Origin of the sequence: Thioclava sp. ES.031 (assembly GCF_002563775.1) — a bacterium.
Classification (GTDB): domain Bacteria; phylum Pseudomonadota; class Alphaproteobacteria; order Rhodobacterales; family Rhodobacteraceae; genus Thioclava.
In genome coordinates this window covers 508,833-521,110 of the sequence record NZ_PDJO01000001.1, presented here as the reverse complement: position 1 = coordinate 521,110, position 12,278 = coordinate 508,833, and the positions used below count along the sequence as shown (strand labels likewise).

The 12,278-nt window shown below is 65.3% G+C and carries 15 protein-coding genes; 4 read left to right on the top strand and 11 right to left on the bottom strand.

The annotated features are described in order from the left end of the window. Positions 1-43 precede the first annotated feature (43 nt). Positions 44-526, bottom strand: coding sequence for a GNAT family N-acetyltransferase (locus AXZ77_RS02640; RefSeq protein WP_078540219.1), 483 nt, complete (start codon positions 524-526; stop codon positions 44-46). A gap of 77 nt (positions 527-603) precedes the next feature. On the opposite strand from AXZ77_RS02640, the gene AXZ77_RS02635 reads away from it, so the two are divergent. Next, positions 604-1,203, top strand: a complete 600-nt coding sequence (locus AXZ77_RS02635) for a flavin reductase family protein (RefSeq protein WP_098409919.1) — start codon at positions 604-606, stop codon at positions 1,201-1,203. Here AXZ77_RS02635 and AXZ77_RS02630 read toward each other — a convergent pair. After that, on the bottom strand, positions 1,193-2,071 hold the full coding sequence (locus tag AXZ77_RS02630) for a DMT family transporter (protein ID WP_098409918.1): 879 nt from the start codon (positions 2,069-2,071) through the stop codon (positions 1,193-1,195). The two genes, AXZ77_RS02635 and AXZ77_RS02630, sit on opposite strands and share 11 nt — an antisense overlap. Before the next feature lie 137 nt (positions 2,072-2,208). Here AXZ77_RS02630 and AXZ77_RS02625 point away from each other — a divergent pair, with 137 nt between their 5' ends. From AXZ77_RS02625 to AXZ77_RS02615, 3 genes are read left to right on the top strand one after another with little or no spacing between them, the layout of a single operon-like run. After that, a complete protein-coding gene (locus AXZ77_RS02625) occupies positions 2,209-3,081 on the top strand; it encodes an S-methyl-5'-thioadenosine phosphorylase (RefSeq protein WP_098409917.1) in 873 nt (290 codons plus the stop codon). Between the two features lie 7 nt (positions 3,082-3,088). After that, positions 3,089-3,619, top strand: coding sequence for an adenine phosphoribosyltransferase (locus tag AXZ77_RS02620; RefSeq protein ID WP_078521850.1), 531 nt, complete (start codon positions 3,089-3,091; stop codon positions 3,617-3,619). Further along, complete coding sequence (locus tag AXZ77_RS02615) at positions 3,616-4,038, top strand: NUDIX hydrolase (RefSeq protein ID WP_098409916.1); 423 nt, start codon at positions 3,616-3,618, stop codon at positions 4,036-4,038. Before AXZ77_RS02620 ends, AXZ77_RS02615 begins: the two co-directional genes overlap by 4 nt. Before the next feature lie 123 nt (positions 4,039-4,161). Here the strand turns inward: AXZ77_RS02615 and AXZ77_RS02610 are convergent, their stop codons facing one another. The 9 genes from AXZ77_RS02610 to cyoE all read right to left on the bottom strand — a co-directional run bounded on the left by AXZ77_RS02610 (position 4,162) and on the right by cyoE (position 12,244). Next, positions 4,162-5,565: an FAD-binding oxidoreductase gene (locus tag AXZ77_RS02610; RefSeq protein WP_098409915.1), complete on the bottom strand. Its 1,404-nt coding sequence runs from the start codon at positions 5,563-5,565 to the stop codon at positions 4,162-4,164. A 134-nt stretch (positions 5,566-5,699) separates the two neighbouring features. Further along, positions 5,700-6,284, bottom strand: coding sequence for a GNAT family N-acetyltransferase (locus AXZ77_RS02605; protein ID WP_098409914.1), 585 nt, complete (start codon positions 6,282-6,284; stop codon positions 5,700-5,702). Continuing rightward, the gene (locus AXZ77_RS02600) at positions 6,284-7,543 is read right to left on the bottom strand and encodes a pitrilysin family protein (protein ID WP_078540225.1); all 1,260 of its coding nucleotides are present in this window, start codon (positions 7,541-7,543) and stop codon (positions 6,284-6,286) included. The genes AXZ77_RS02605 and AXZ77_RS02600 overlap by 1 nt, the downstream gene beginning before the upstream one ends. Further along, positions 7,540-8,937, bottom strand: coding sequence for a threonine synthase (gene thrC, locus AXZ77_RS02595; protein ID WP_098409913.1), 1,398 nt, complete (start codon positions 8,935-8,937; stop codon positions 7,540-7,542). Before thrC ends, AXZ77_RS02600 begins: the two co-directional genes overlap by 4 nt. A 9-nt stretch (positions 8,938-8,946) precedes the next feature. Further along, positions 8,947-9,627 carry an SURF1 family protein gene (locus AXZ77_RS02590; protein WP_176535942.1) on the bottom strand — a complete coding sequence of 227 codons (681 nt, stop codon included), beginning with the start codon at positions 9,625-9,627 and terminating at the stop codon, positions 8,947-8,949. A 72-nt stretch (positions 9,628-9,699) separates the two neighbouring features. Further along, positions 9,700-10,503 carry a cytochrome c oxidase subunit 3 gene (locus tag AXZ77_RS02585; RefSeq protein WP_098409911.1) on the bottom strand — a complete coding sequence of 268 codons (804 nt, stop codon included), beginning with the start codon at positions 10,501-10,503 and terminating at the stop codon, positions 9,700-9,702. 17 nt (positions 10,504-10,520) lie between these two features. Further along, the gene (locus tag AXZ77_RS02580) at positions 10,521-11,114 is read right to left on the bottom strand and encodes a cytochrome c oxidase assembly protein (RefSeq protein ID WP_078521866.1); all 594 of its coding nucleotides are present in this window, start codon (positions 11,112-11,114) and stop codon (positions 10,521-10,523) included. Then, positions 11,111-11,305 (bottom strand): hypothetical protein, encoded by a 195-nt coding sequence (locus AXZ77_RS02575; RefSeq protein WP_078540229.1) that lies wholly within the window; start codon positions 11,303-11,305, stop codon positions 11,111-11,113. The genes AXZ77_RS02580 and AXZ77_RS02575 overlap by 4 nt, the downstream gene beginning before the upstream one ends. Before the next feature lie 3 nt (positions 11,306-11,308). Beyond that, positions 11,309-12,244 carry a heme o synthase gene (gene cyoE / locus AXZ77_RS02570; protein WP_098409910.1) on the bottom strand — a complete coding sequence of 312 codons (936 nt, stop codon included), beginning with the start codon at positions 12,242-12,244 and terminating at the stop codon, positions 11,309-11,311. Between the last annotated feature and the right edge of the window lie 34 nt (positions 12,245-12,278).

The window sequence follows — 12,278 nt, the reverse complement described above, 5'->3', positions numbered from 1 at the left end:
CCTTGCCTTTTCCTGATATGGGGCGGCGGGAGCGCTTCGGCAATCAGTCGTCTTTCTCGACCTGACCGCGCACGCCCTCCCAGGCGCCGGGCACCAGTTCGAGCCCCAGAACGCGGTCGGGGTTGGTGGGCGGCGGCATCTCGACATCGTCGAGCTTTGCGAAGCCAAAGCGCTGGTAATAAGGCGCATCGCCCACCAGCAGCACCCGCTCCCAGCCCAGATCGGCGGCGCGCGAGAGGCTTTCATGCATCAGGATTCCGCCCAGACCTTCGCCCTGCCGCGTCGGGTGGACCGCGATCGGCCCCAGCAGCAGCACGCGCTTGCCGCCCACCCTGACCGGCCAGAAGCGGATCACGGCAGCGAGGATGCCGTCCTGGCGCAGCGTGAGGCAAAGCGGGCGCACCGGATCGACCCCGTCGCGCAGCCGGTAGGAGGACAGCGCCGTGCGACCCGGCGCGAAGCAGAGGTCATAGAGCGCCTCGACTTCCCACCAGTCTTCCGCCGTCTCTTGTTCGAGCTGATACATACGCCCGCCGCCCCTTTCAGGCTGCCCCTTTCCTGCGCGGTAGCATGCGCTAAGTTCGGGATCAAACAGGAGAAAGCATGTTCTATCGCACCTCGGATGGCCACCCTCTCGCCCATAACCCGTTCAATTCCATCGTCGCCCCGCGTCCGATCGGCTGGATTTCGACGCGCAGCGAGATGGGCGACAACCTTGCGCCCTACTCCTTCTTCAACGCAGTCGCCTATACGCCGCCGCAGGTGATCTTCTCCTCGACCGGGGTGAAGCCCGACCGCGACGGCACGAAGGACAGCGTCTCGCAGCTGCGCGAAGCAGGCGTGTTCTGCGCCAATCTCGTGACCTATGCGCTGAAGGATCAGATGAACGCCTCCTGCGCCAATTTCCCGGCCGGCACGGATGAGTTCGCCGAATGCGGGATCGAGAAGGCGGAATGCGAGACCATCGACTGCCCGCGCGTGGCGGCGGCGCCCGCCTCGCTCGAATGCCGCGTGGTGCAGGTGATCAAGCTCTTGGGCGAGGGCAATTACCTCGTGCATGGCGAGGTGACGGGCATCCATATCGCCGACGATTGCCTCAAGGACGGGCTCTATGCGCCGCCCGACCGTCTCGTGCGGCTCGGCAATCGCGGCGATTACGCGGCCGTGTCGGAAACCTTCGAGATGCTCCGGCCTAAGCTCTGACCCGCGCGCGGGCCCGGCTGCGGCGGCCTTCGATCAGCGTGTAGAGGCCGCTCGCCACGATCAGGGCTGCACCCACGATCATCGCCGCATCGGGCCGCTCGCCGAACACCACCGCGCCGAGGATCAGCGCGAAGATCAGGCGGGTGTAGCGGAAGGGCGTGATGACCGAGACCTCGCCCATCCGCATCGCCTTGGTCAGCGACCAATAGGCGAGGCTGCCGAAGGCCACCGCACCAGCCACGTCGCGCAGCGCAAAGAGATCGGGCGTCGTCACACCGCCGAAGATCAGCAGGATCAGCACGCCGGTCGGGATCAGCATCATGAAGCCGTAGAAGCTGAGCTGAAAATTCGACAGGACCGGCGGGCAGGCGCGCGTCGCCAGATCGCGCCCCGCGAAGCCCAGCATCCCCAGCACGGTCCAAAGGGCTGCCGGGACGAAGCCGTCGAGGCCGGGGCGCAGCACGATCAGCACGCCGATGAACCCGATCCCCACTGCGACCCAGCGGCGAATGCCGACGCGTTCGGAAAACACCACCGCCGCACCCGCGACCACCACGAGCGGCGTCGCCTGCAGGATCGCGGAGGCGTTCGAGAGCGGCGTCAGCGCGATCCCCAGCGTGTAGCCGAGACGCCCCACCACTTCGAGCGCGAGCTTTATCAGGAGCGGTTTCGACGCGAGCGCCGGATGCAGCAGCCGCTGGCCGCGCGCGGTGATGAGCACGCCGAAGACCACCATCCCGCCGAGGCCGAACAGCATCAGTACCACGCCCACCGCGAGATGGGTCGAGGCGGATTTGACGAACATGTCTTCCATCGCGAAGGCCGCCATCGCGACGACCATCAGCACCGAGCCGCGGATATTTTCCATAGATCCTCCCGTGGGGACTCCCATACCCCCCTGCGCCGATAGACCGCGCGGCAAGTGGCTGCAATCCCTCTTTCCTCCCGGGGCCGTGGCGCTTAGGCTCGCCGCGACGCGGAAAAGACAGGCGAAGGATGCGCAGAATGGACAGAATGATCGGGGTGATCGGCGGCTCGGGCGTCTATCAGATCAACGGGCTCGAAGGGGCCGAATGGATCACCGTCGAGACGCCGTTCGGCGCCCCCTCCGATCAGGTGCTGACCGGCACGCTGGACGGCGTGAAGATGGCCTTCCTGCCCCGCCACGGGCGCGGCCATGTCGAGACGCCGACCACCGTTCCCTATCGCGCCAATATCGCCGCGATGAAACAGCTAGGCGTCACCGATCTGATCGCCGTCTCCGCCGTGGGCTCGCTGAAAGAGGCCTATGCGCCGGGCGATTTCCTGATCGTGGACCAGTATATCGACCGCACCTTCGCCCGCGAGAAGACCTTCTTCGGCCCCGGCATGGTGGGCCATGTCTCGGTCGCCCACCCGGTGTGCGCGGAACTGTCGGCCGCCTGTGCCGAGGCCGCGCGCAAGACCGGCGTGAGCGTCCATGAGGGCGGCACCTATGTCGCGATGGAGGGGCCGCAATTCTCGACCAAGGCCGAGAGCGAGCTTTACCGCCAGTGGGGGGCCGACGTGATCGGCATGACTGGCATGCCCGAGGCTAAGCTCGCCCGCGAGGCGGAGCTGCATTACGCCTGTGTCGCGATGATCACCGATTACGACTGCTGGCATCCCGATCATGATGCCGTGGATGTCGCGCAGGTCGTGGCGGTCGCGATGAAGAACGCCGACAAGGCGCGCGATCTGGTCGCGGCTCTGCCCGGTCTGCTGAAAGGTGAAGCAGGCGATTGCGCCACCGGCTGCACCCACGCCCTCGACAGCGCGATCATGACCGCCCCCGACAAGCGCGACCCCGAGATGGCGCGCAAACTGAAGACCATCGCGGGCCGCGTGCTCGACCTCTGAGGATCCCATGACCAACGTCAAAGACTATATCCGCACCATCGCCGATTTCCCCCATGAGGGGATCATGTTCCGCGATGTGACGACGCTCTTCGCCGATCCGCGCGGCTTCCGCATGGCGATCGATCAGTTGCTGCACCCGTGGGCGGGCCAGCAGATCGACAAGGTCGTGGGGCTGGAAGCGCGCGGCTTCATCATCGGCGGCGCGATCGCGCATCAGCTCTCGAAAGGCTTCGTGCCGATCCGCAAGAAGGGCAAGCTGCCCGGTCAGACGATTTCGCAGGCCTATCAGCTGGAATATGGCGAGGCGGTGATGGAGATGCACGAAGATGCGATCAAGCCCGGCGAGAAGGTTCTGGTCGTCGACGATCTTCTGGCCACCGGCGGCACCGCGCAGGCGGGCATCCAACTGATCGAGCGCGTCGGCGGCGAGATCGTGGGCCTGTCCTTCATCGTCGATCTGCCGGAACTGGGCGGGCGCAAGCTGCTCGAAGATCGCGGCATGAATGTCAGCGTTCTGTGCGAATTCGAGGGGGCGTGAGCCCCCATCCCGTCCCCGCCATTCTCGCCGTCGTGATCCGCGACGGGCAGGCGCTGCTGGTGCAGCGGGCGAACCCGCCCGATGCCGGGCTCTGGGGCTTTCCCGGCGGCAAGGTCGAGTTCGGCGAGACGCTTCTTGCGGCGGCAGAGCGCGAATTGCTTGAAGAGACCGGCGTGCAGGCGCGGGCCACCCATGCCTTCAACGCGCTCGACGTCCTCGCCGATGACGGGGAGGGCACGCTGGAGCATCACTTCGTGCTGGTCGCAGTCGAATGCCCGTGGCAGGCCGGAGAGCCGGTCGCCGCCGACGATGCGCTGGATGCGCGCTGGGTGGCTATCGACCGGATGGAGGAAGACCTTCCCCTCAGCCGAGACGTGGCGCGGATCGCGCGGCAGGCCGCCGCGCTGGGAGCGCGTTAACGTTTTTCTTACGCGAATCGACCTAACCTGACCGGGCCAGATGGTTCGGCTGCTTGCAATGACACGTGAACCAGAACGCCGCGCTCCGCCTGCTCTCCTGGCGGGGCGCGTTTCTCTTGGCCCTCAGCGCTCCGCCAGCACCGCGCCGGGGTTCAGGATGCCTTTCGGGTCCAGCGCCGCCTTGATCGCGCGCATCGCGGCCAGTTTGCCCGGATCGCCGTAACGCTCCAGATCGCCCACCTTGAGCCGCCCGATCCCGTGCTCGGCCGAGATCGAGCCGCCAAAGCGGTCGACCAGATCATAGACCGTCTCGGGGATCGCGCGGCGCAGGTTCTCGTATTCCTTGCGGTCGCGCCCCTCGGCGGGGAAGGCGTTGAAATGCAGATTGCCGTCACCGACATGGCCGAAGCAGTTGATACGGATATTGCCGAGATCGAGAAGCGCGCCACGCGCCTCTTCGATGAAAGCGGCCAGTTTCGGCAGCGGCAGCGAGATGTCATGGCTCGAGATAGACCCGATCCGCTTGTTCGCTTCCGGCAGGCTCTCGCGCAGGGTCCACATCTGGGCGCGCTGGCTTTCGGAACTTGCGATCACCCCGTCGCTGACCAGCCCCTCGGCGGCCTCGAACAGCTCTGCCAGCGCCTCCTCCGGCGCCAGCCCTTCGGGCAGACCGATCTCGATCAGCACCGACCAGTCGGGGCGCGCCTCGAAAGGGTGATGCACCTCCGGCCCGACCTCGTCGAGAAAGCGCAGCCCCTGCCCCGAGATCATCTCGAAGGCCGAAACGCAGCCCGGCATCCGGGCCTCGGCCAGTTCCAGAAGTTCCAGCGCGGCGGCGGGGCTTTCGACCACCATCATCGCCGTGCCGACCGCCGCCGGGCGCGGGAACAGCCGCAGGGTCGCCGCCGTGATGATCCCGAGCGTGCCTTCGGAGCCGATCAGCAGGTCCTTAAGATCGTAGCCGGTATTGTCCTTGCGCAGATGCTTGAGGCCCGAGATCACCGTGCCATCGGCCAGCACAGCCTCGACGCCGAGACACAGCTCGCGCGCATTGCCGTAGCGCAGCACGTTCACCCCGCCCGCATTGGTCGCCAGCACACCGCCGATCCGGGCAGAGCCCTGGCTTGCGATGCTCAGCGGGAACAGCCGCGCCGCGCCTTCCGCCGCCTGCTGCGCCTCGAGCAGCGTCGCGCCGGCCTCGATCTCCAGCACATGGCCGGTGACCGCGCGCACGGCATTCATTTTCTCGAGGCTCAGGACGACCGGCGCGGGACCGTCTTCGGTGATCTGGCCGCCGACCAGACCGGTGCCCCCGCCATAGGGCAGCACGGCGACGCCCGCCGCGTGGCAGTGCCTCAGAACCGCCGCGACCTCTTCAGTCGACGTCGGCTTCACCAGAACTCCGCCAAGGCCGTGATACCGCCCGCGCGGCTCTTCCAGATAGGACGCGCCCGGCGCCCCGAGGCTCAAGCCCGGCACCGCCTCCCGCAGCGTCTCGACGAAACTTTCATCAGCGGCGGTGCGCATCTCTGCCTCCTTCGGCTTGGCTGAAATATCCCGGGGGGTGAGCCGGGATCAGCGGCTTTCCGGTGGAAGGACGCCCCGGCGAACGCCCGTAGCACAAGCGAAGGGCCGGACGTCCGTCGCCAGCATATCCGTCCCTATCGGACATCCGTCCGTCCCCGGCGATCCGAGCGCAGGTTGGAATAGAGGACGTGATTGCGCCAGCGCCCGTTGATCTGCAGGTAGCTTTGCGCGACGCCCTCATATTTGAAGCCGGACTTCTCCAGCACCCCGCGCGAGGCCGCGTTCTCGGGCAGGCAGGCCGCCTCGATGCGGCTCAGGTCGAGCTTGGTGAAAGCGTAATGCACCACGGCCTCGATCGCCTCGCGCATATAGCCCTGACGCGCGTGGCGTCGGCCGATCCAATAGCCCAGCGTCCCCGCCTGCGCCGGTCCGCGCCGGATATTGTCGAGCGTGATCGCCCCCAGAAAAATGTCGTCGCGGCGCGAGAACAGGAAAACGGGAACGGCGGTGCCATTCGCGATCGCGCGCGCCGCCCAATAGACCCGGTTCGAGAACGCCTTGCGGCTAAGGTGATCGGCGGACCAGCTCGGCTCCCACGGCACCAGAAAGTCGCGGCTGTCCTCGCGCAGGCTGGCCCACGGACGATAATCCCCATGCTGCGGCGGACGCAGGATCATGCGATCCGTATCGATCCGCAGCTGACGACGACGCGCGAACATCAGGCGGCGAGCCTTTCGCGCAGCTCCCCAAGCTCGGGCGCATCTTTGACCGGGCCGTAAAGCGCCATGGCCGTGCGCCCGCCGACGGCGAGCCGTTCGCCGAAATCGCGCACCGCATCGCGGGTGACGCTGTCGATCCGCGCCGAGGCCTCGTCGATCCCGGGCACCCGTCCCCAGATATAGAGGCTGCGCGCCATGCGTTCCGCGCGCGCCGAGGCGCTTTCCAGCCCCATCAGCAGCCCCGCCTTGATCTGGGCGCGGGCGCGGGCGATCTCGACCTCGGTCATGTCTTCAGCGGCGCGTTTCAGCTCGTCGATAGTCAGCTCGGCCAGACCGCGGACCTCGTCGCCGGAAGTGCCCGCATAGACGGTGAACATGCCGGTATCCTCGTAGGCGCCGGCCTGCGAGAAGATCGTGTAGCACAACCCGCGCTCTTCGCGGATCTTCTGGAACAGGCGCGAGGACATCCCCCCGCCCATCGCCACCGAATAGACCTGCGCGGTGTAGAGATCGGCGTCGCGATAGCTGGGCGACTCGATGCCAAGCGCGAAATGCGCCTGTTCGAGCTGTTTGATCTCGCGCCGCTCGTTGCCGATCCATTTCGCGGGATAGGGCGCGGGGTTCAGCGCGGGGCGTAGGTCGCCGAAGATATCCTCGGCACGCTTCACGATTTCCGCGTGATCGACCGCACCCGCCGCCGAGAGGATCATCTGATCGGGGCCGTAATGCTCGGTCACGAAAGCCGAGAGGTCGTCGCGCGCGAAGCTGCGGACCTTCTCCGCCGGGCCGAGGATCGTGCGGCCCATCGGCTGATCGGGGTACGCGGCCTCTTGCAGCCAGTCGAAGATCACATCGTCGGGCGTGTCGAGCGATTGGCCGATCTCTTGCAAGATCACGCCGCGCTCCACCTCGATCTCGCGCTGATCGAAGACCGGGTTCAAGAGGATGTCCGAAATCACGTCGAGCGCGAGCGGCACGTCTTCAGCCAGCACGCGCGCGTAATAGGCGGTCATCTCGCGCGAGGTATAGGCATTGATATAGCCGCCCACGTCCTCGATGGCTTCCGCGATCTGCAGCGCGGAGCGCGTCTTGGTGCCCTTGAACGCCATATGTTCGAGGAAATGCGCGATGCCGTTCTGCTCGGGGCGCTCGTGGCGGCCACCGGCCGTGATCCAGACGCCGATCGCGGCAGAGGCGAGGCCCGGCATCGACTCGGTGATGATGCGCAGACCGTTCTTCAGGGTGGTCATTTCGATCATGTGCGGCGGCGCTCCCGGATCAGGGCTTCGAGGTCGGCGAGATCGTTCGGCACGCGGGTCACGCGCTCCTCGCGGGTGAACAGATCGGCCATGCGCGGCGGCAGGTCGGGGCGGATGCCCGTCGCCTCTTCCACCGCATCGGGGAATTTCGCGGGATGCGCGGTGGCGAGCGTGATCATCGGCGTGGCCGGGTCACGCGCGACCGCCGTTTTGCCGACGTTCACGCCGACAGCCGAATGCGGGCAGAGCAGCTCGCCGGTTTCCTTGAGCGTGTCGCCGATCTCTTCCATCGTGCGCGCCTCGCCGACCGAGCCGCTGTCGTAGATATCCCGCAGCGCACCGATGGCGTTTTCAGAGACGGTGAAGGAGCCTTCGGTTTTCAGCTCGTCCATCAGCTTCTCGATCGCGGCCCCGTCCTTGCCATAGGCCCAGAACAGCGCGCGCTCGAAGTTCGAGCTCACCTCGATATCCATCGACGGCGAGATCGAGGGCGTGACGCCCTGCTTGGTGTAATCGCCCTTCTCGAGGCAGCGGTGCAGGATGTCGTTCTGGTTCGTCGCGATCACCAGACGCTCGACCGGCAGACCCATTTCCTTCGCGAGGAAGCCCGCGAAGATATCGCCGAAATTACCGGTGGGCACGGTGAAGGAAACCTTGCGCTGCGGCGCACCGAGCGCCACGGCGGAGGAGAAGAAATACACGATCTGCGCCAGCACGCGGGCGAAGTTGATCGAGTTCACACCCGCCAGACCGACCTCGTCGCGGAAGTCGAAATCGTTGAACATGTCCTTCAGCTTGCCCTGGCAATCGTCGAAATCGCCGTCGAGCGCGAGCGCGTGGACATTGCCCTCGATGGGCGTCGTCATCTGGCGACGCTGCACTTCCGAGACACGGCCATGCGGGAAGAGGATGAACACATCGACATTGTCGAGCCCTCGGAAGGCCTCGATCGCCGCCGAGCCGGTATCGCCCGAGGTGGCGCCGACGATGGTGATCTTCTGATTGCGCTTTTGCAGTTCGATCTGGAACAGCTGCCCGATCACCTGCATCGCGAAATCCTTGAACGCGAGCGTCGGGCCGTGGAACAGCTCCAGAAGGAAGTGGTTCGGCGCCAGCTGCACCATCGGCGCGCGGGCGACATGGCCGAAGCCGGAACAGGCGCGCGTGATGGCGCCGCGCAGTTCCTCGTCCGAGAAGGTCTCGGAGACGAAGGGCTTCATCACACGGAACGCGACTTCCTCGTAGGGCTGCCCTGCGAGCGCGGCGATCTCATCGGCGGAGAACTGCGGCACGGTCTCGGGCACATAAAGCCCGCCGTCACGGGCAAGCCCCGTCAGCATCGCATCGCCGAAATTCAGAACCGGGGCTTTGCCCCGAGTGGAAACATAACGCATCGTCAATCCTCAGGCCTGTTGCCGCCTGATACGCCAGAGAAGAAAGATTGTCATCCCAGCCCAGACGATTGCGAGCAAAAACCAGGTGATTGCGTAGCCGAGGTGGTCATTCGGGATGCCGGTGATGGTGACGGGGACCGGGGTTATGCCCTGCGCGGCCCCCTGAACGGTGCGGGCGACGATCAGGATCGGCTCGGTGCCGAGCTTCGCGGCCATCGCGGGTACGTCGCGGGCAAACCAGATGCCGGTCTTGGCATCGGGCTCGGGCGTATAGCTATCGGCCTCTTCGGGCCAGTGCAGGTTGCCAGTGACGGTGAGCTCCGTGGCGGGGCGGTCGGTGCCCTTTTCGCCTTCGGGGATGAAGCCACGGTCGAGCAGGATCTTGCGGCCCTGATCGGTCTCGAAAGCGTCGATGACCCGGTAGCCCGCGCCGACGCCCTTCTGACCCGAAAGCACGAGGATTTCCTGCCCCGTCGTGCGCCCGCTTACCGTGACGGGTTCGTATTTCAGCGGCTTGGTGTCGGTGCCCTTGGTCGGCAGCGCCTGCGGCTGACCTACGATCTTGGCGGAAATTTCGGCCAGCATCGCCTCTTTCCAGCCAAGGCGCTGCACCTGCCAGATGCCGAGCGAGATCAGGATCGCGCAGCCGACGACGCCCAGCAGCAGCGGAAAGATGTAGCGTTTCATCAAGCCTCCAACAAAGCGGCGCGAGGGTCGCCCCCCGCGCCGATCTGCGCATTTGCCTGTGATGGCCGGGGGCGCTTACGCGCTGCCCCAGATATAGATCGACGCGAACAGGAAGAGCCAGACCACATCGACGAAGTGCCAATACCAGGCGGCGGCCTCGAAGCCGACATGCTCGTTCTGGGTCATCTGGCCCTTCACGATGCGGATCAGGCAGACCAGCAGGAAGATCGTCCCGATGATCACGTGTGCGCCGTGGAAGCCCGTCGCCATGAAGAAGTTGGCGCCGTAGATATTGCCCGCCAGACCGAAGGCCGCGTGGCTATACTCGTACGCCTGCAGCACCGTGAAACAGGCGCCGAGGACGACCGTGAGGATCAGGCCCTGCTTGACCTGGCTGCGGTCGTTTTCATGCACCAGCGCGTGGTGTGCCCAGGTGAGCGTCACGCCCGACAGGAGCAGGATCACGGTGTTGATCAGCGGCAGGTGCCACGGATCGAAAGTCTGGATGCCTTCGGGCGGCCAGACGCCATCCTGAATGGGGCTCATCGGCCCCATCGGATACATCGCGTGCTTGAAGAAGCTCCAGAACCAGGCCGCGAAGAACATCACTTCGGACATGATGAACAGGATGAAGCCATAGCGCAGGCCGATCCGCACCACCGGGGTGTGATCGCCCACTTCGCCCTCGTGGACTACGTCCGACCACCAGCCATACATGGTGTAGAGCACCACGAGCAGGCCGCCGAAGAAGACGTAATGGGTAATGCTCTGCATCCAGAGCACCGCCCCGAAGAGCATGATGAAGCCGCCCACGGCACCGAGGAATGGCCAGATCGAGGGCGGTAGGATGTGGTAGTCGTGGTTCTTTGCGTGGGCCATGCGTCTCCCTCCGATGGCTAGTTGACCGTCTCCGTCTCCCTTTGACGGACCGAGGCAGTTTCCTCCGGCTCGGGAAGGTCGGTTTCATAGAAAGTATAGCTCAACGTGATCGCGTGAATCCGCTTCGCATCGGCATCCTCGACGATGTCGGGATCGACGAAGAAGCTCACCGGCATCTGCACCCTCTCCCCGGGTTGCAGCACCTGTTCGGTGAAGCAGAAACACTGGATCTTGTCGAAATAGTAGCCAGCCACGTCGGGCGAGACATTGTAGCTCGCCGTGCCCGCGATCGGATGATCGGTCGGGTTGTAGGCCTCGTAGAAGGCGAGCCCGTTCTGCCCGATCTTCAGTTTCATCTCGGTCTGGACCGGCTTGAACTCCCACGGCATGCCGCGCGCGACATTGGCGTCGAAACGCACGAGGATCTCGCGGTCGAGCACTTTGTCGGGCAGCACCTCGGCGGTGTTGGTCGTACCGCCATAGCCGGTCGTCTTGCAGAACCAGTTGTAGAACGGCACCGCAGCCCAGGCCCCTGCCCCCATCACGACGATCACCGCGAGCAGCGAGAGCAGCACGCGGGTGTTCGACCGATCTGCGGGGCGTTGGGTCATTGCGAAGCCCCTTCCGCCGGCAGCACCGAGGCGCGCGGCTGGTGATCGTAGGCTTCCATTTTCGAGCCGTTCTCGACCTTGACCACGGTCAGACCGAAGACGATTGCGACGAACCCGAGAAGAACCGCGCCCAGCCCCGCATTGCGCGAGAACCGACGGATATGAAGGTCACTGTCCCGGGTGATTGCCATCGCTTACCAGACTCCCAAACCGATATAGCTCAGCCCCGCTTCGGCCAGCAAAGCCGCGAAATGCGCGAAGAGGTAGATGAGCGAGAAATAGAAGAAGCGCTTCTCGACCGCGTATTTGTCGGCCTCCGCCTGCGCTTCGGTGCGGGCGTGGATCTCGATCGCGCCCTTGATGAAGAGCGCATTCATGATCAGCGCCGTCGCGAAATAGACCGGGCCGCCGATCGAGGTGAAACCGGTGCCGACCGCGATGGGGGCGAGGATGAAGGCGTAGAACAGGATGTTCTTGCGCGTCACCACCCGACCGTGGGTCGAGGTCAGCATCGGCACTTTCGCCTCGTCGTAATCGGCCTTCATGAACAGCGCGAGCGACCAGAAATGCGGCGGCGTCCAGAGGAAGACCAGAAGGAACATCGCCACGGATGCGATCGAGATACCGCCCGTCGACACGGCCCAGCCGATCATCGGAGGGAAAGCGCCCGCCGCGCCACCGATCACGATGTTCTGCGGCGTCGCGCGCTTGAGCCACATCGTGTAGACGACGACGTAGAAGAAGATGGTGAAGGCGAGGAACAGGCCCGAGAAGATATTCGTGGCCAGCGCCAGCATCACGCAGGAGATGCCCGACAGCGCGAGGCCGAAGCCCAGCGCCTCGCGCTCCGACACGCGGCCCGCCGGGATCGGACGGTTCCGGGTGCGGCGCATGATCCGGTCGATATCCGCGTCATACCACATGTTCAGCGCGCCCGAGGCCCCGCCGCCCAGCGCGATGAACAGGATCGCGACGAATCCCACGAAGGGATGCACCGGATTCGGCGCCACCACGAGACCGACGAAGGCGGTGAAGACCACCAGCGACATCACGCGCGGCTTCAGAAGCGCGATGTAGTCGCCGAACCGCGCCTCGTTGTCCTGTTGGCGGATATAGCTGATGTCACTCATGAAAGCGTCCCTCGGGTGTTATCGCACAATGAAT